At 70.9% G+C, this 17,404-nt stretch carries 19 protein-coding genes and 1 pseudogene; 6 read left to right on the top strand and 14 right to left on the bottom strand.

Going from position 1 to position 17,404, the window contains the following annotated elements:
• The 4 genes and pseudogenes from VGN50_RS03165 to VGN50_RS03150 form a co-directional block, all read left to right on the top strand.
• A pseudogene (locus VGN50_RS03165) lies at nt 1-208 on the top strand (hypothetical protein); the annotation flags it as partial.
• 67 nt (nt 209-275) lie between these two features.
• The gene (gene menE, locus VGN50_RS03160; RefSeq protein ID WP_327443181.1) at nt 276-1,451 is read left to right on the top strand and encodes an o-succinylbenzoate--CoA ligase; all 1,176 of its coding nucleotides are present in this window, start codon (nt 276-278) and stop codon (nt 1,449-1,451) included.
• Nucleotides 1,448-1,711, top strand: coding sequence for a PLD nuclease N-terminal domain-containing protein (locus VGN50_RS03155; protein ID WP_327443180.1), 264 nt, complete (start codon nt 1,448-1,450; stop codon nt 1,709-1,711). The genes menE and VGN50_RS03155 overlap by 4 nt, the downstream gene beginning before the upstream one ends.
• A gap of 38 nt (nt 1,712-1,749) precedes the next feature.
• A complete protein-coding gene (locus tag VGN50_RS03150) occupies nt 1,750-2,640 on the top strand; it encodes a 1,4-dihydroxy-2-naphthoate polyprenyltransferase (protein WP_327443179.1) in 891 nt (296 codons plus the stop codon).
• Nucleotides 2,641-2,644: 4 nt separating this feature from the next.
• Here VGN50_RS03150 and VGN50_RS03145 read toward each other — a convergent pair whose 3' ends face one another.
• From VGN50_RS03145 to VGN50_RS03110, 8 genes are all read right to left on the bottom strand, one after another.
• Nucleotides 2,645-2,935, bottom strand: a complete 291-nt coding sequence (locus VGN50_RS03145) for a DUF4229 domain-containing protein (RefSeq protein ID WP_327443178.1) — start codon at nt 2,933-2,935, stop codon at nt 2,645-2,647.
• A gap of 3 nt (nt 2,936-2,938) precedes the next feature.
• Nucleotides 2,939-3,946 (bottom strand): c-type cytochrome biogenesis protein CcsB, encoded by a 1,008-nt coding sequence (gene ccsB / locus VGN50_RS03140; protein WP_327443177.1) that lies wholly within the window; start codon nt 3,944-3,946, stop codon nt 2,939-2,941.
• On the bottom strand, nt 3,943-5,526 hold the full coding sequence (resB, locus tag VGN50_RS03135) for a cytochrome c biogenesis protein ResB (RefSeq protein WP_327443176.1): 1,584 nt from the start codon (nt 5,524-5,526) through the stop codon (nt 3,943-3,945). The genes ccsB and resB overlap by 4 nt, the downstream gene beginning before the upstream one ends.
• Nucleotides 5,527-6,279 (bottom strand): cytochrome c biogenesis CcdA family protein, encoded by a 753-nt coding sequence (locus VGN50_RS03130; protein ID WP_327443175.1) that lies wholly within the window; start codon nt 6,277-6,279, stop codon nt 5,527-5,529.
• Nucleotides 6,280-6,291: 12 nt separating this feature from the next.
• Nucleotides 6,292-6,879, bottom strand: a complete 588-nt coding sequence (locus VGN50_RS03125) for a TlpA disulfide reductase family protein (RefSeq protein WP_327443174.1) — start codon at nt 6,877-6,879, stop codon at nt 6,292-6,294.
• A gap of 11 nt (nt 6,880-6,890) precedes the next feature.
• Nucleotides 6,891-7,541: a histidine phosphatase family protein gene (locus tag VGN50_RS03120; protein ID WP_414694540.1), complete on the bottom strand. Its 651-nt coding sequence runs from the start codon at nt 7,539-7,541 to the stop codon at nt 6,891-6,893.
• A complete protein-coding gene (hemL, locus tag VGN50_RS03115; RefSeq protein WP_327443172.1) occupies nt 7,541-8,881 on the bottom strand; it encodes a glutamate-1-semialdehyde 2,1-aminomutase in 1,341 nt (446 codons plus the stop codon). The genes VGN50_RS03120 and hemL overlap by 1 nt, the downstream gene beginning before the upstream one ends.
• Nucleotides 8,882-8,955: 74 nt before the next feature.
• Complete coding sequence (locus VGN50_RS03110; protein ID WP_327443171.1) at nt 8,956-9,477, bottom strand: MarR family winged helix-turn-helix transcriptional regulator; 522 nt, start codon at nt 9,475-9,477, stop codon at nt 8,956-8,958.
• Nucleotides 9,478-9,591: 114 nt separating this feature from the next.
• Between VGN50_RS03110 and VGN50_RS03105 the strand changes: the two genes are divergently transcribed.
• Nucleotides 9,592-10,125 carry a YceI family protein gene (locus tag VGN50_RS03105; RefSeq protein ID WP_327443170.1) on the top strand — a complete coding sequence of 178 codons (534 nt, stop codon included), beginning with the start codon at nt 9,592-9,594 and terminating at the stop codon, nt 10,123-10,125.
• 102 nt (nt 10,126-10,227) lie between these two features.
• Here VGN50_RS03105 and hemB read toward each other — a convergent pair whose 3' ends face one another.
• The 6 genes from hemB to VGN50_RS03075 all read right to left on the bottom strand — a co-directional run bounded on the left by hemB (nt 10,228) and on the right by VGN50_RS03075 (nt 16,304).
• Nucleotides 10,228-11,196 carry a porphobilinogen synthase gene (gene hemB / locus VGN50_RS03100; protein ID WP_327443186.1) on the bottom strand — a complete coding sequence of 323 codons (969 nt, stop codon included), beginning with the start codon at nt 11,194-11,196 and terminating at the stop codon, nt 10,228-10,230.
• A gap of 17 nt (nt 11,197-11,213) precedes the next feature.
• The gene (locus VGN50_RS03095; RefSeq protein WP_327443169.1) at nt 11,214-12,860 is read right to left on the bottom strand and encodes a bifunctional uroporphyrinogen-III C-methyltransferase/uroporphyrinogen-III synthase; all 1,647 of its coding nucleotides are present in this window, start codon (nt 12,858-12,860) and stop codon (nt 11,214-11,216) included.
• Nucleotides 12,857-13,909 (bottom strand): hydroxymethylbilane synthase, encoded by a 1,053-nt coding sequence (gene hemC, locus VGN50_RS03090; RefSeq protein ID WP_327443168.1) that lies wholly within the window; start codon nt 13,907-13,909, stop codon nt 12,857-12,859. Before hemC ends, VGN50_RS03095 begins: the two co-directional genes overlap by 4 nt.
• Entirely contained in the window at nt 13,906-15,213 is a 1,308-nt protein-coding gene (locus VGN50_RS03085; RefSeq protein ID WP_327443167.1) for a glutamyl-tRNA reductase, read from the bottom strand. Before VGN50_RS03085 ends, hemC begins: the two co-directional genes overlap by 4 nt.
• A complete protein-coding gene (locus VGN50_RS03080; protein ID WP_327443166.1) occupies nt 15,210-15,899 on the bottom strand; it encodes a redox-sensing transcriptional repressor Rex in 690 nt (229 codons plus the stop codon). Before VGN50_RS03080 ends, VGN50_RS03085 begins: the two co-directional genes overlap by 4 nt.
• 150 nt (nt 15,900-16,049) lie before the next feature.
• Nucleotides 16,050-16,304, bottom strand: a complete 255-nt coding sequence (locus VGN50_RS03075; protein WP_327443165.1) for a glutaredoxin family protein — start codon at nt 16,302-16,304, stop codon at nt 16,050-16,052.
• Between the two features lie 270 nt (nt 16,305-16,574).
• Here VGN50_RS03075 and VGN50_RS03070 point away from each other — a divergent pair, with 270 nt between their 5' ends.
• On the top strand, nt 16,575-17,381 hold the full coding sequence (locus tag VGN50_RS03070) for a sigma-70 family RNA polymerase sigma factor (protein WP_327443164.1): 807 nt from the start codon (nt 16,575-16,577) through the stop codon (nt 17,379-17,381).
• The last annotated feature ends 23 nt before the right edge of the window (nt 17,382-17,404 follow it).

The raw sequence follows: 17,404 nt of genomic DNA, 5'->3' as shown, positions 1-17,404 counted from the left end.
CGGCGGGGTCTATCCCGACGGAACCATCCGGCATACCTTCACCCGCGCGGTCCCACACGCCTTGGTCAGTGTCGACGCCACCCTCACCGGCCAGTTCCGCGCCAACGGCGGCGCGTGGGTCGACGTCGACACGGTCGCCACCCTTCAGAACGAGCCGGTGACCGTCCTCCAGGTCAAGGAAGCGCCGGCCCGCCTCGTGACGCGCTGACAGGGGGCTGCCCAGCCCCAGCCCGACCCAGCCTCGAGACCGAACGGGCGCCAACTACCCTGAACTCGTGACGTCCCTGCGGCCCCTGGCGATCGAGCCGGGCCCCGCCGCCGCAGCCGCTCTCCCGCACCTGCGACGCGCACTGGACGGCGAGTGCGCCGTGCTCCCGTATGCCGCCGGCAGCACCCCACCTCGGACCCCCGACGGGACGACAGACCCCGACGATGGGACGGCGCTCGTCGTGGGCACGTCCGGCTCGACCGGCCTGCCCAAGCTGGCCATGCTCCCGGCCACGGCACTTCGAGCCAGCGCCGACGCCACCCACGATCGGCTGGGTGGTCTCGGCACCTGGCTCCTTGCGATGCCGCCCCACCACATCGCCGGGGTCCAGGTCATGCTGCGGTGCGTCGCCGCAGGCACCGAGCCAGCCTTCGTGGACCTCAGCGACGGCTTCACGCCCCGAGCCTTCGCCGAGGCGGCGAACGCCCTGAACGGCGCCCGTCGGTACACCGCGCTCGTGCCCACCCAGCTGGTCCGGATCCTCGCGGACGGCCAGGCGCGAGAAGCCGCCGCCGCGCTCGACGGCATCCTCGTGGGCGGGGCGGCGACGAGCGCGGGGGTCCTGGCCCGGGCCCGTGAAGCCGGCCTGCCGGTGATGACCACCTATGGCATGAGCGAGACCTCGGGGGGCTGCGTCTACGACGGGATCCCTCTTCGCGGAAGTGCCGTGCGAGCCGACGACGACGGCCGCCTGCACCTAGGGGGCGCCACGCTCGCCACCGGCTACCTCGGACGACCCGACCTCACCCGCAGCGCGTTCTGGACGGACCCCGACGGAGCGCCCTGGTTCCGCACCGACGACACCGGCCACCAGGACCCAGACGGTCGCTGGCAGGTCGACGGCAGGCTCGACGACCTCATCACCAGCGGGGGCCTCAAGGTGGCACCCCGCCTCGTCGAGGAAGCCCTGCTCGACCATATCGACGGCGTGGCGGAGGCTGTCGTCGTGGGCGTCGACGACCCCGAGTGGGGCCAGGTGGTCTGCGCCGTCGTCACTCTGAGGCCAGGCGCGCAGGCACCCACCGTGAGCCGCGCCAGGGATGCGCTGCGCGGCATACTGCCCGCTCATGCGCTCCCCAGGAAGCTCCTGGTGCTCGACGCACTCCCGCTGCGTGGGCCCGGGAAACCCGATCGCCGAGCGATCCGCGCGTCACTCTCGACGCGTGACACGATGAAGCCATGATCCGGCTGCTGCCCTGGCTGCTGACGATCGCCCTGCTCGTCTACGCCCTCGTCGACTGCGTCCAGTGCGATGACTCGCGGATCCGCTACGTGCCCAAGGTCATCTGGGTGCTGGTCATCGTGTTCCTCCCGCTTGTGGGGTCGTTGACGTGGCTGCTCGCCGGCCGAACCGGGGAAGGGCAACGCCGCCGTGGGCCATCTCACCCGCCGGCGCCCCCGCGTGGCCCCGACGACGACCCGGACTTCCTCCGTAGGCTCTAGCCACCAGACCCGTCGACAGAGCGAGAACAGCACTCCGAATGGCCACCCTGTCCCAGTGGATCGCCGGCGCCCGCCCGCGCACCCTGCCCGCCGCAGTCGCCCCCGTCGTCATCGGCACCGCCGCCGCCCTCCCCCTGGAGAAGGCCAACCTCGGCTTGGCGCTGCTCGCCCTGCTGGTCTCGGTGGGGCTGCAGGTCGGCGTCAACTACGCCAACGACTACTCCGACGGCATCCGTGGAACGGACACCGCGCGGGTCGGGCCGGTGCGGCTGGTCGGCCAGCACCTCGCCAACCCCGACAACGTCAAGCTGATGGCCTTCTCGTTCTTCGGGTTCGCCGCCCTCGTGGGACTGGCCCTCGTCGCGCTCAGCCAGGCCTGGGTCATGGTGCCCCTGGGGGCGCTCGCCGTGGTGGCCGCCTGGCGTTACACGGGAGGGGACAACCCCTACGGCTATCGCGGGCTCGGCGAGCTCTACGTCTTCGTCTTCTTCGGGCTGATGGCCACGCTGGGCACGCTCTACACCCAGGCCCACACCCTGACCGGCGCCGGCCTCGCCGGAGCGGTCGGCGTCGGCGCCGTCGCCTCGGCCATCCTGGTCGCCAACAACCTGCGCGACATCCCGACCGACCGCGAGAGCGGCAAGCGCACGCTGGCGGTCCGCCTGGGTGACGGGCGCACCCGGGTCCTCTATGCCGCCCTGGTCCTCGTGTCCCTGGCCATGGCGGTGGTGGTGGCCGTCGCGCTGCAGGCGCCGTGGCCGCTCCTGGCGCTCCTCGCGCTCGGCCTGCTCTGGAAGCCCCTGCAGACCCTTCGCTCGGGCGCGACCGGGCGTGAGCTGGTCGCGGTGCTCGCCGCCACCGGCGCGTTCGAGATCGCGTATGCCGTGTTGCTGGCGGTCGGGTTCGGGCTCAGCGACGGACGCCACTGACCGCTCAGCGGTACTGAGCAGTCCCCTCACCGTCGGTCTCGGCATCCTCCGCGGCCTCGTCCGAGTCCCCCGCCTTGGCCTGCCGCGCGGCGGTCCGTCGCTCGACCGCGGCCGCGAGCTTCTGGGTCGACTCCTCCCGGAAGCGCTTCAGGACGAAGAACGACAGCACCATGGAGATCAGCGCACTCAGGACGAGCAGCGGGATCTCCTGGCTGCGGTCGCGCAGGCCCGCCAGCCACAGCGCGGACAGCACACCGAAGAACATCAGGACGCGCAAGACCGAGTAACGAAGCATGGATTACAACCCTGAGTACGAGTGCTGACCGACGAAGAAGACGTTGACGACGGCGAAGTTCATGATGATGCAGACGTAGCCGGCCAGGGCGATGTAGGTGGCGGTCTGCCGGGTGATGCCGCTGGTCGCCCGCGAGTGCAGGTATGCCGCGTAGACCACCCAGATCATGAACGTCCAGACCTCTTTGGGGTCCCAGTTCCAGTAGGAGGCCCACGCCTGCCGCGCCCAGATCGCCCCGGCGATGAGGGTGAACGTCCAGAGGGGGAAGGCCACGATGTGCAGCCCGTAGGCCGTCCGCTCGATCGAGGGTGTCGCGGGGAAACGGTCCAGCAGGCTGGCGCGGCCGGACCGCTCGAAGGCGTCCTTGACGAGGTACACCACACTCGACGCTGCCCCGAGGGTGAAGACCGCCGTGGCCAGGACGGCGACCGTCACGTGGATGATGAGCCAGTAGCTCTTCAGGGACGGCATCAGCTCCGCCGCCTGGGTGTACCAGACGATCACGGCCATGCCGAGGACGAGCAGCACCGCTCCGGTGACCACTACGCCGAGCCAGCGCAGGTCGCGGCGGGTGGACCAGATGGAGAACGCCATGACCACGAACATCGAGAGCATGACGGCGAACTCGAACATGTTCCCGAGCGGCCACCGCTGCACCGACAGGCCACGCAGGGCCACCGACGCCACGAGTAGCAGGCCGCCCAGCCAGGTCGTCGTCGAGGCGATACCGGCCGCCTTGCGCGCCCGCGGGGGCGCCTCTGACGAAGCGGCCGGGCTCGTCGGCATACCGTCGACGGGGGCGGTGGCCGAGGCGTTGCCGCCGCCCGAGGCGTTGCCGGCCGAGGCGCCGGCTCCCACGAGCTCGCGCTCCCGCGCCGAGTCGGCTGCACGGTCGCGCGCCGGCAGAAGGCCGGCGAGGTAGACGGCGTAACAGAGCATCGCGATCGTCAGGACGCCCATGGCCGAGTAGAGGCTGAGGTTGGCGTACCCGGCGAGGGTCTCGTTGGTCATGGCGTGCGGTCCAATCTGCTGGCCCATCGTTCGTGCACGGCGGTAAGGACGTCCTCGACCACCTCGGGAAGCCGTTCGTCGTCGCCCTTGGCGAGGCCGCCGACGGACACCACGGTACGTCCGTCGGTCGCACCGGGGGAAACCCGGACGAAGACGCGGCGACGGCGGACGACCAGCGAGCCGATGAGCCCCGCCAGCGCGGCCAGGGCCGCGATGAGCGTCACCAGGCTGCCCGGGTCGTGCCGGACGGAGAGTCCGGCGAACCGCTCGACCCGGTCGAAGGTGATGGACCCGCGGCCACCGGGCAGCTGGACCGTCTTGCCTGGCTCGAGCCAGATGCGCAGCGGCTGGCCGTCGGCCTGCTTGACCTGCGTCATCTTGGACGTGTCGAGGGTGTAGACCGACTGGGGGCGCCCCCCGGGGAAGAGGTCGCCCTCGAACACGGTCAGGGCCAGCGCCGGGTGCTTCGCGTCGGGGAACGCCGAGATCGGGCCCAGGCTCTTGTCGATGATGGCGGTCGGGAGGAAAAGGCCGGAGAAGCCCAGCTGCTGGGGCTGCGCACCGGAGACCTTGATCGCGCCGACCGACTTGTAGTTGTTGTCCTGAGCCAGGAACGGCACCGCGCCGCTGAACACCGGCGTGCCCTTGGCGTCGCGGACCGTGACGACCGGGGCATAGCCGTTGCCCAGCAGGAAGATGCCGGCACCGTCCATCTCGAGCGGGTCGTTGACCTTGATGATGGTGTCGTCGGGGGCACTGGTCGGCGAGGCCTGGGCGACGACGTGAGCAGTGAAGTCGCGTGGCTGCCCGAACTGCCCGCGACCGGTGACCGTCTCCTCGAAGGTGGCGTCGAGCGCCGTGACCTTGACGCTGAAGGGCGCGAGGTTGGAAGGGTCGACCCAGGGGCCCGGCGCGAACGTGTCATAGCGGGAGAGCGTGTTGGCGAAGGTCTCGCCGACGGGCACGATGACATCGCCCTTCCACCCGAAGAGATGGCCGATCGCCACCCCGACGATGACGCCGATCAGGGCGAGGTGGAAGACGAGGTTGCCCGTCTCCTTGAGGTAGCCCTTCTCGGCACTCAGGGACTGGCCGTCATGGGCGTGCACGCGGAACCGCTTGCGCCGCAGCACCTCTCGTGCCACCGCGAGCAGCTCAGCCTGGTCGGCGTCGGATGCCGCCAGCTCACCCTCGCGGTGAGCGCCGAGCCGCTCGAGGCGCTGCGGCGCGCGCGGGGGCGTCGAGCGGACGGCGCGCCAGTGGATCCGGCTGCGCGGCAGGACGCAGCCGACCAGCGAGATGAACAGCAGCAGGTAGACCGCGGCGAACCACGGCGAGGCATAGACGGCGAAGAAACCGAGCTTGTCGAGCCACGGGCCCAGGCTCGGGTGCTGGGCGATGTAGTCGGCCGTGCGCGCCGGGTCGATGCTGCGCTGCGGCCAGATGGACCCCGGCAACGCGCCGATGGCCAGCAGCAGAAGGAGGAACAAGGCCGTGCGCATGCTCGTCAGCTGGCGCCACATCCAGCGCAGCCAGCCCAGCACCCCCAGCGCCGGCTGGGTGACCGTGTCAGCCGCCACTCAGACCACCGTCACGAAGCTGTTGACCAGCGCGGTCTGGAGCCAGTGGGTCCAGCTCTCCCAGACGCCGGTGACGAGCATGATGCCGATGACCAGGAGCAGTCCGCCGCCGAAGACCTGGATACCGCGCTGGCGGCGGCGCAGGAACGCCGAGACCGCGCCGAACCGCTCGTATGCCGCGGCGATGAGCAGGAAGGGCACACCCAGCCCCAGCGAGTAGGCGATGGCCAGGAGGATGCCGCGCGTCACCGCCGACTGGTTCTGTGTCGTCGTCGCGAGGATGGTGACTGCACCCAGCGTGGGGCCGGTGCAGGGTGCCCAGCCGAGCCCGAAGAGGGCACCCAGCAGCGGGGCGCCCGCCAGACCCGAAGCGGGGCGTCGGTGCAGCTTGAGCTCACGCTGGGTGCCCGCCCCGAGGAACACCAGGGCCATGAGGATGACGAGCACGCCGCCGAGCCGCATGAGCAGCGTGTGGTGCCGTACCAGGACCGCGCCGATGCCGGCGAGGAACGCCGTCGTGAGGATGAACACGACGCTGAACCCCAGGACGAACAGGAGCGCACCCAGCACCATCCGGTGTCGCCGCCGCTGCTCGAGCGTCTCGTCCGACAGACCCGTCACGTAGCCGAGGAAGCCCGGCACCAGCGGCAGCACGCAGGGCGACGCGAACGACACCATGCCCGCGAGCAGAGCGACCGCCAGCGCCACCGGGAGCGCGCCGGAGGTCACCGTGCCTGTGACGTCAGCAGTCATCGACAAGAGGTCCTAGCCCTGGGCCAGGACGTCGTCGACGAGCCCGGTCAACGTCGAGGCCGTGACCTCGCCGTTGACCCGCGCTGCGATCCGACCGGTCTTGTCCAGGACCAGGGTCGTCGGGGGCGCGGAGACCTTGCCCTGGAGGTTGAGGATCAGCAGGCCCGACTCGTCGTTGAGCGAGGGATAGGTCAGCCCGTGCTTGGCGGCGGTGGCGAGGCCCGAGTCGGGGTTGTCGCGGGTGTTGATGCCCATGAACACCACGGGCTTGTGGCTGCTCGACAGGGACGTCCAGGCCTGCTCCAGCTGCGGCGCCTCGGACTGGCAGGGGCCGCACCACGACGCCCAGACGTTGAGGACGACCACCTTGCCGGAGGCGGACTTCACCGACCACGGTTGGCCCCTCAGGGTCTGCCCCGAGAGCACCACCGGCGACGCGCGGTGAGCCGCCGGGATGGACTCGACGGCACCGTCACCCGAGATGTAGCCCTTGCGACTGCCGTCGTTGGCCTGGGCCGCGATGCTGTTGGGGTCCTGCGAGCACGCCCCCAGGGCCAGCACGACCAGAGGGGCAGCAAGCAGGGCGAGGGCACGCGGCATACGGGACAGGCTCACCCGGTGCCTCCGAACGTCTGGGACAGCAGTGCTGCGGCGGGCTCGGCATAGGTCACTGACGCGAGGTCGTCGCCGGCATAGGTGAGCGTCGTGAGGGAGGCGAGGCGGCACTCTCGCTTGCGCGGGTCGTGCCAGAGCCGCCTGCCCAGCAGCGCGTTGCGGGCGGTCCAGATGGGCAGCTGATGGGAGACGATGACCGCCTCGTGGCCACGCGCCGCGGTGCGGGCGTCGTCGATGGCCGCGGTCATCCGCTGCGCGATCTCGGTGTAGGGCTCCCCCCACGAGGGCCGGAGCGGGTTGACCAGCATCGACCAGTTGCGGGGATGGACGAACTGCGCAGGCCTCATGCCTGCGACCCGGCGCCCCTCGAACCGGTTGGCCGCCTCGATCACCCGGTCGTCGACCGTGATCGGTATGCCGTGCGCCTCAGCCACGGGAGTAGCCGTCTCCACCGCGCGCTGCAACGAGGAGGCGACCACGTGGGTCACGTCGTGGTCGGCCAGATGGTCGGCGACGGCTCGTGCCATCTCGTGCCCGAGATCGGAGAGATGGAAGCCGACCATCCTGCCGTAGAGAACGCCCTCGGGATTGTGGACCTCGCCGTGACGCAGCAGGTGCACGACAGTACGGATGGGCGGGTTCACGATCAGATTGTCGCAAACGCCTCGGCGGCGGCCGACGCCGCGCCCGGCAAAGCGGCCACGATGCGCTCGACGGCGGCGTCGTCGTGGGCGCCGCTGACGAACCAGGACTCGAACGCGCTGGGCGGCAGGTAGACCCCCTGGCTGAGCATGGAGTGGAAGAACGCGGTGAAGGCGGGCACGTGCTGGGCGCGCGCATCGTCGTAGTCGCGCACTGCTCCATCGCGGAAGAAGACGCTGAACATGCTGCCTGCCCGCTGGACGACGTGCGGCACGCCTGCCCCGGTCAGCTCCTCGCCGACGGCGGCTGTCAGGGCGTCGGCGACCTCGGTCAGCCGGGCGTAGAGGTCGGGCGTGCAGTGCTGGAGGGTGGCCAGACCGGCGGCGGTGGCCACGGGGTTACCCGAGAGCGTGCCCGCTTGGTACACCGGGCCGACGGGCGCCAGCAGCCCCATCACGTCGGCGCGCCCCCCGAAGGCCGCCGCGGGGAAACCGCCACCCATGACCTTGCCGAAGGTGAACAGGTCGGGCGCGCCTGCGGCATACGGGCCTTCGAGGCCGTACCACCCACTGGCCGAGCAGCGGAAGCCGGTCATCACCTCGTCGGAGATGAGCAGCGCCCCGTGCTGGGCGGTGATGCGGCGCAGCCCCTCGGTGAAGCCCGGGGCCGGCGGGACGACCCCCATGTTGCCTGGCGACGCCTCGGTGATGAGGGCGGCGATGTCGTGGCCACGCTCGGCGAAGGCTGCCTCGACGGCGCTCAGGTCGTTGTAGGGCAGCACGATCGTCTCCGCCGCCATCTCCTTGGGGACCCCCGCGGAGTCGGGCAGGGCGAACGTGGCGACTCCGGACCCGGCCTGCGCCAGCAGGGAGTCGACGTGGCCGTGGTAGCAGCCGGCGAACTTCACGACGAGGGAGCGGCCGGTGTAGCCACGAGCGAGGCGGATCGCGCTCATCGTGGCCTCGGTTCCGCTGGACACCAGGCGGACCTGCTCGACGGGCTCGACGCGCCGAACGATCTCCTCGGCGAGCGCCACCTCGTTCTCGCTGGGGGTCCCGAAGGAGAACCCCTTGGCGGCTGCCTCGTGCACGGCCGCGCGGACCGCCGGGTGGCCATGACCCAGGATCATCGGGCCCCAGGAGCCGACGAGGTCCACGTAGTCGCGGCCATCGGCGTCGCGCAGGTAGGCACCCTCGCCGGACACCATGAACCGCGGCGTGCCGCCGACCGCGTGGAACGCCCGAACGGGAGAGTTCACCCCGCCAGGCGTGACGGCCAGGGCGCGTTCGAGGAGGGCCTCGGAGGCGGGGGCGGCATAGGGGTAGGCCGAGGGGTGCGCGGTCATGACCCCATTGTCACAGGCTCGGTTGTGCGCTCCCTGGATGGGGCCGGACCTGCGCGCGGGCCGGGCGGCGTGCGCTAGTTCGCCGGCTCGTGCGCCGCAGCCTCCTCGACGACGGCTGGATGAGCGCCGCCGTCAGGAGCCAGCGCCTTCCGGATGGCGTCCATGGCATCGCCCAGGCAGCTGAACAGCTCAGGCGGCACGTTGTCGATCACACTGCGGCGCACGCTCTCGACATGGACCCGGGCGACCTCACGCACCGCGTCGAACCCGGCTGAGGTGAGCACCAGCTCGACCCCGCGCTTGTCCTGCAGGCACGCTTCGCGCACGACCCAACCACGGCGCTCGAGCCGGGTCGCCGTATGGGTCAGCCGGCTGCGCGACTGCACGACCAGGTCCGCCAGGCTCGACATCCGCAGGCGGCGGCCCGGGGCTTCGGAGAGCATGGACATGATCTCGTACTCGGTGAGCTGGACGCCATGCGCCTGCAGGTCGCGGTCGAGCGCTTCCTCGATCAGGCGGCTGCCGCGCAGGTAGGCCCGCCAGGCGCGTTGCTCCTCATCGCTGAGCCATCGTGGCTGTGCGGTCGTCGTGCTCATGACCCGAAGTATGGCATCCCTGGACAGATAGTTGAAATATAAATGATGCCTGCTATGTTGAACCCGTCGAAGCGATCGGGACCGCCCCGACGCCACACCCCCTAGGAGACTTCCATGGCAAGCATCACCGAACTCCCCACCGGCACCTGGACCGTCGACGCCTCGCACAGCGAGCTCGGCTTCGTCGCGCGCCACCTGATGGTGACCAAGGTCCGCGGCCAGTTCAAGGAGTTCGAGGGCACCGTCAAGGTCGGCGACTCACTCACCGACTCCCAGGTCAGCGCCGTCGCACAGCTCGCGTCGATCGACACCGGCTCGGCCGACCGCGACGCGCACCTGAAGTCCGCCGACTTCTTCGACGTGGAGAACAACCCCACCATGAGCTTCACCTCCACCGAGGTGACCGCGGACTCCCTCAAGGGCGACCTCACCATCAAGGGCGTCACCAAGCCGGTCGTGTTCGACCTCGAGTTCGGCGGCCTCGCCACGGACCCGTGGGGCAACCAGAAGGCCGGCTTCGAGGCCACGGCCGAGATCAACCGCAAGGACTGGGGCCTGGAGTGGAACGTCGCTCTCGAGGGCGGCGGCGTGCTCGTCTCCGAGAAGATCAAGATCAACCTGGACATCCAGCTCCTCAAGGCTGCCTGAGCCTGACCCCACCATCACAGCCACGTATTGCCCTGAGTCCACCGTCCGAGGCCGCGCAAGCGGCTTTGACGGTGGATTCGGGGCAATAAGTGCGTCAGGGGGTCAGAGGAGCGCGGCCGCCTCGAGGGCGTAGTAGGTCAGGATGATCTGCGCCCCGGCCCGCCGGATGTTGAGCAGCGACTCCATGATGGCGCGATCCCGCTCGATCCAGCCCTGAGCCGACGCAGCCTCGATCATCGAGTACTCGCCCGAGATCTGGTACGCCGCCACCGGAACCGGCGACAGCTCGGCAGCCGCAGCGACGATGTCGAGATGGGGCATGGCGGGCTTCACCATGACGATGTCGGCCCCCTCGGCGATGTCGAGCTCGAGCTCGCGCAGCGACTCCGTGGCGTTGGCCGGATCCTGCTGGTACGTCGCGCGGTCGCCCTCCAAGGACGACTGCACGGCCTCACGGAACGGACCGTACAACCCCGAGGTGTACTTGGCCGAGTAGGCGAGGATGACCGTGTCCGTGAAGCCTTCGGCGTCGAGTGCCGCCCGGACATAGGCCACCTGACCGTCCATCATCCCGGACAGCCCGAGCACCTGCGCACCCGCGCGAGCCTGTGCGAGGCCCATCGCGGCATACCGCTCGAGGGTGGCGTCGTTGTCCACGCGCCCCGCATCGTCGAGCACCCCACAGTGCCCGTGGTCGGTGAACTCGTCCAGGCACAGGTCGGCCATCACGACGAGTCGGTCGCCCACGGCGTCAGCCACGGCTCGCAATGCCACGTTGAGGATGCCATCGGGGTCGTCCGCCCCCGAGCCCACAGCGTCCTTGGTCGACGGCACACCGAACAGCATGATGCCGCCGATCCCGGCGTCCGCAGCGGTGATGGCCTCGGCCACCAGCGACTCGACGGTGTGCTGGACGACGCCCGGCATGGCGGAGATGGCCAGGGGCTCGGAGGCGCCCTCGCGCACGAAAACCGGGAGCACGAGCTCGGCCGGGTGAAGCCGGGTCTGCGCGACGAGCCGACGGATCGCCGCCGACTGCCTCAGCCGCTGGGGCCTGATCACAGGCCCCAGCGGCGACACGCGATCCGTCACTTGGCCCGCCGTCTCGCCGAGGCCTTCTTGGCACTCGGACGCACCGCAGCCTCACCGGCCTCGGCGGCTGCCGCGGCGAGCCCCAGACCGAAGTCGGCCAAGGCGTCCACCAGAGCGTCGGACGAGGCCTCGGGAGCGAGCACGTCGACCCGCAACCCGTGCTCCTCGGCCGTCTTCGCGGTGGCCGGCCCGATGCACGCGATCACGGTGGACGGGTGCGGCTTGCCGGCGATACCGACGAGGTTGCGGACGGTCGAGGACGACGTGAACACGGCCGCGTCGAACTGGCCGCCCTTGATGGCCTCGCGGATGTGCGCGGCCGGAGGAGCCGCCCGGACGGTCCGGTATGCCGTGACATCGTCGACCTCCCAGCCCATGTTCTGGAGGCCGGCGACGAGGGTGTCGGTGGCGATGTCGGCGCGCGGGAGGAACACCCGGTTGATGGGGTCCAGGACCTCGTCGAACGGCGGCCAGTCGGCCAGCAGGCCGTTGGCCGACTGCTCGCCCGAGGGCACGAGGTCGGGGACGATGCCCCACTCGTGCAGCGCCTCGGCGGTGACGCCGCCGACGGCCGCGATCTTGAGCCCGGCGAAGGCGCGGGCGTCGAGCCCGAACTCCTCGAACTTCTCGCGGACGGCCTTGACGGCGTTGACCGAGGTGAACCCGATCCACTCGTAGCGGCCGGTCACCAGGCCCTTGACCGCGCGCTCCATCTGCTGGGGCGTGCGCGGCGGCTCGACCGAGATCGTGGGGACGACCTCGGCGGTGGCGCCGTAGGAGGCCAGGCGGGAGATGGTCGAGCCGGACTGTTCCTTGGTGCGGGGCACGAGGACGTTCCAGCCGAACAGCGGCTTGGTCTCGAACCACGACAGGCTCTCGCGCAGCGTCACCGTCGAGCCCACGACGGCCAGGGCCGGGAACTCGACGGTCTTCATCACCGAGGCAACCTTGCCCAGGGTCGAGACCCTGGTGGACTGACCGGTGGTGGTGCCCTTCTCGGTCAGCGCGACCGGGCTGTCGGCCGAGCGACCGGCGGCGAGTAGCTTGCCGAGCGCCACCGCGAGGTCCTCGGGCGGCCCGAGCAGCACGACGGTCACCGAGTCGGCGACGGAGGAGGACCAGTCGACGGCGCGGTCGTTGGCCGAGATCACGTGCACCGCGGGCGAGCTGCTCGAGGTGAGCGGGATGCCGGCGTAGGCCGGGACGGCCGAGACCGTGCTGACGCCCGGGACGATGTCGAAGCCGATGTCCGCCTTGTGGCAGGCCAGCGCCTCCTCGGCGAGCCCGTTGAACATGGCCGGGTCACCGTCCATCAGGCGCACGACGAGCCCGCCGCGGGCCGCCTTGGCTGCCTTGACGACGAGCTTGGCCCGCATGGCGTGGGTCAGAGGCTGGCCGTGGTCCCCATGCCCCGCGTCGACGACTTCGACGTCGTCGCGGCAGTAGCGGGACACGACAGCCTCCCGGGCGACCTGGTCGATGACCACGACATCGGCGCCCGCGAGGAGCTCGACGGCGCGCACGGTCATCAGGCCGGCGTCACCAGGGCCGGCGCCGACGAAGGCGACCCGACCCGGCTGGCGGGTGGTCTTGGCAGCGCTTGCTGCGGTGGGGGTGGGGGTGGTCGAGCGCGTGGGGCTCACAATGCACGCTCCGTGCTGTTGGGTGCTGGGCTGCGGTCGGGGGCGGCGAGCGGATCGTCTCCGGTCGCCTCGGGTGGCTCTGGGTGCCAGTCGCCGTGGTCGGGGGCGGAATGGCTGGTCAGTGGTGTGCCGCCAGGCGAGACGAGGAAGCCTGCGCCGTCCTCGAGCAGGGTGGCCGCCAGGCGCACACCGATGGACTCGGCTTCGGCAACCGGGCCGACCAGGGAGCGGCGCAGGTCGAACGACCCGTCGACCGCCCCGACGAAGGCACGCAGCGACAGCTCGAGCCCGTCCTCACCGTCGACGACCTCGGCGAGCGCTCCGACCGGAGCCGAGCAGCCCGCCTCGAGCGCAGCGAGCAGGGTGCGCTCGGCCGTGACTGCCGCTCGGGTGTCGGGGTCGTCGAGCGCGTGGAGCAGATCGACTGTCGCCAGGTCGTCGGCGCGGCACTCGACAGCCAGCGCCCCCTGACCGGGCGCGGGCAGCATCTGCAGCGGCTCGAGCGTCTCGGCGACCTCGTCGAGTCGGGCCAGACGAGCCAGACCGGCCCGGGCCAGTACGACCGCGTCGACGGCGCCCTCGCGAGCGAGACCGATCCGCGTGTCGACGTTGCCGCGGATGTCCTTGAACTCGAGCCCGAGGCCGAGGGCGGCGAGCTGGGCCACGCGACGGGGGGAACCGGTGCCGATCACAGCACCGTCGCCCAGCTCACCGAGGCTCGCGCCCGAGGTGCTGACGAGCACGTCGCGGGGGTCCTCACGAACGGGGATCGCCGCGGTCACCAGCCCGGGCTCGGGGGTGGTCGGCAGGTCCTTGAGCGAGTGCACGGCAAAGTCGACCGTGCCGGCCAGCAACGCCTGGCGCAGGGCGGCCGCGAAGACGCCCGTCCCGCCCAGGGTGCTCAGGGGTGCCGTGGACGTGTCGCCTTCGGTCACGATCTCGACCAGCTCGACCTCGTGACCGCGCTCGCGCAGCAGCGCGGCGACCCACTCGGACTGGGTGGTCGCCAGGGCGCTGCGGCGCGTGCCGAGTCGTAGGACGGTGCTCACGCCAGACCACCTCGCTCGGGTGGCACAGAGGCCGTGACGGCCTCGCCCGGCCGGAGGTCGAACAGCCGGCGCAGGGCCTGGGCGTAGTCGTCGCCCTGCCCGCCGACCGCCAGCTCCTTGACCCGCACCGTGGGGGTGTGGAGGAGCTTCTCGACGATGCGGTGGACGGCTAGCTGGACCTCGGCCCGGGTCTGGTCGTCGAGGTCGGGAAGGCGCTGGTCGAGCCGGGTGAGCTCGCCGGCCACGACGTCAGCCGCGTGCGAGCGCAGAGCGGCGACCGTGGGTGCCACGGACTCGGCAGCACGGTCGGTGAGGTATGCCGCAACCTCACCGATGACGAGGTCGGCCACCTCCTGGACCTGGGGTGGCGTGGTGCCCCCGGACAGCTCCTCGCCGAGGGCAGCCAGGCCGACGACGCTCACGCCGCTCAGCGAGTCGACCTCGGTGGCCACATCGTGCGGCAGAGCCAGGTCCACATAGACCTGGGGACGGCCGGTGCGAGCCACCTGCGCGTCGCCGGCGGCTGCCAGGTCGACCACCACCCCGGTCGAACCGGTGCAGGACACGACCACATCGGCGATCGAGAGCGCCGCCGGCAGCTCGGACAGCGGGAGCGCCACACCCCCGACCCGCTCGGCGAGCCGGACAGCCTTGGCATGCGTGCGGTTGACGACGGTGATGCTGCGGACTCCCAGCCGGCTCGCGGTGGTGGCCGCCAGTGAGCTCATGCCCCCGGCGCCGACGACCAGGAGGTCGAGCGTCGCCAACGGCCCGAGCTCGCGCTCGGCGCGGGCGAGCCCGGCCTCGACCAGGGACACGCTGACGGAGTCGATGCCGGTCTCCGTGTGTGCGCGCTTGCCCACCCGGAGGGCCTGCTGGAAGAGGTTGTTGAGCGCCGGCCCGACGTGACCCGAGCGCTGGCCCTCGCGCAGGGCTGTCCGCATCTGGCCGAGGATCTGGGCCTCGCCGACCGCCATGGAGTCGAGGCCGCAGGCCACGGTGAAGGCGTGCGCGATGGCCCGGTCCTCGTAGTGGACGTAGAGGTGCTCGCGCAGCGCCTCGCTCGCCACACCCGTGACATCGGTGAGCGCCTCGGCGATGTCGGTGACCGCGCCGTGGAAGGTCTGCGACTCGACGTAGACCTCGGTGCGGTTGCAGGTCGAGACCACCACGGCCTCAGAGAGGTTGTCGCGACGGGTGAGGCTGTCGCCGAGCGCAGCGCGGCCGGCCGCGTCGAGTGACATGGTCTCGAGGAGAGGCAGGGGGGCCGTGTGGTGTGACAGACCCAGGACGACCAGGCTCATCGCGCAGCCGCCTTGGCGATGGCGCCCAGGCCACCCTCGGCCAGCGCCTTGCGCTGCTCGTGGAAGGCCAGGATCTGCAGCTCGGTGGAGAGGTCGACCTTGCGGACGTCGACGTCGTCGGGGACGTTGAGCACGCAGGGGGCGAAGTTGAGGATCGAGCGCACTCCCGCAGCGACCAGCGCGTCGCTCACGCCCTGCGCGGAGGCGGCCGGAGTGGCGATGACGCCGATGGCCAGGCCCTGCTCGGCGACCAGGTCGGCCAGCGCCCACATCGGCTGCACCGTCAGGTCGGCGATCTGCTGCCCGTGCAGGGCGGGGTCCTGGTCGAGCAGGGCGACCACGCGAAAGCCCCTGGTGGCGAACCCGCTGTAGGCCGCGAGCGCGTGGCCGAGGTTGCCCATGCCGACGATGGCCACGGGCCAGTCCTGGGTCAGGCCGAGCTCTCGGGAGATCTGGTAGGCCAGGTGGTCGACCTCGTAGCCGACGCCGCGCACGCCATACGAGCCGAGGTGCGAGAGGTCCTTGCGCAGCTTGGCGCTGCGCACCCCCGCGGCCGCCGCAAGCTCCTCAGAGGAGACCGACGCGATGCCGCGCTCGGCAAAGCCCGTCAGGGCCCGGAGGTACTCGGGGAGCCGTGCGACCGTGGCGTCGGGTATGCCCCGACGGGCGCTCGGGTCGGCAGTCACGGTCTTCTACGGCTCCTTCTCTTCAGGGCAGCCCGCACCTGGCTGGAGCGGACGGGAGCCCCGTCAGATTACGCCTTTGTGAACGGATGCACAAAGTCACAAGCGGCCCCGACCGCCCCCGCGGTGAGCCAGGTCACCGATGGAGACCGCTCAGGGTTCCAAGGCCTTGCGCAGCCGTGCCTCGTCGACGCGCCAGTAGTCGTGCTGCCGACCGTCGACCAACGTGACGGGCACCTGCTCCCAGTACTGCTCGGCCAGCGCGCGGTCGTCCTCGATCGAGAGCTCGTGCCAGCGGACGCCCAGGTCGGCGGTGACGCGCTCGATCACGGCCCGCGCCTCGTCGCACAGGTGACACCCGGGCTTGGCGATCAGCGTGACCCGCGGAGGCTGTGGAGATGGCGTCACCCGCCCACTGTATGCCGCGTCCTTCCGGGTCCTTCCGGGTCCTTCCGGGTCCTTGCCGGCCCGTGGACCATGGCATTGGACCCGCGGCGCCCGCTGACTGCGGTCGGGTGGGGGCCGTTGTGGTCCGTTTCGGGGCCCTACCGAGCACGGCGGCATACGACTGTGGTGCAGGTCTCCTGACATCCGCCGGGAATTCAGGGAAACTGGGGGGCCAGGAGGTGGACCATCCGACGCAGCACGGCGCACCGGCTCGCGAACATGCTCGCGGCGATGGGTCGCGCCCAGGTGCCGTCATCACCTGCAACGACGGGCAGCCGCTTCGGTTACGCCCTGGCGGTCCCTGCGGGCGGGAGCGCCGCGTCCTGTGCCACCGCTGTCGACCATGGCGTGACCGCCGCCACCGAGAGCTTCCTGGCGTCCCTGCGGGTGCTGCTGAGCCTGGCGGGCGAGGCCGGCACGCTTTCCGGGGGTGAGGGGGGCGGCACGCCTGCCACGCGCGCGGGCTTCGGGCCGGGCGAGGCGCCTCAGGACTTCGAGCGGATCGCCGCCCTCGTCGAGCTGGCCCAGCGAGGGGACTCCGAGGCGTTCGGCCTCCTCTACGAACGCTATGTCGACCTCGTCTACCGCTACGTCTACGTGCGGGTCGGGGGTCACCAGCTGGCCGAGGACATCACGTCCGAGACCTTCCTGCGCGCACTGCGGCGGATGGACTCCTTCTCCTGGCAGGGGCGTGACATCGCTGCGTGGTTCGTGACCATCGCGCGCAACCTGATTACCGACAACGCCAAGTCCGCGCGGTTCCGCATGGAGGTCACCACCGCTGACATGCTCGACGCCGACCGGCGGGTGGACGCGCCGGACAGCGAGGTGTTGGAGCGACTGCGCAACGAACGCCTCCTCAACGCGGTCAAGACCCTCAAGCCCGAGCAGGCCGAGTGCGTCGTCCTCCGGTTCCTGCAGGGGCTGTCCCTGGCCGAGACGGCCAAGGTCCTCGGCAAGTCCGAGGGCGCGGTCAAACAGCTTCAGCTCCGGGCCGTCCGGGCCCTGCACCGGGAGCTCGGCGATGTCGAGCTGTGACCGGCCGGGATTTCGCTACGTAT

The organism is Pedococcus sp., from assembly GCF_036000045.1.
Lineage (GTDB): Bacteria > Actinomycetota > Actinomycetes > Actinomycetales > Dermatophilaceae > Pedococcus.
Note: the sequence above shows the minus strand (reverse complement) of the source record. Positions and strands in the feature narration are given on the sequence as shown.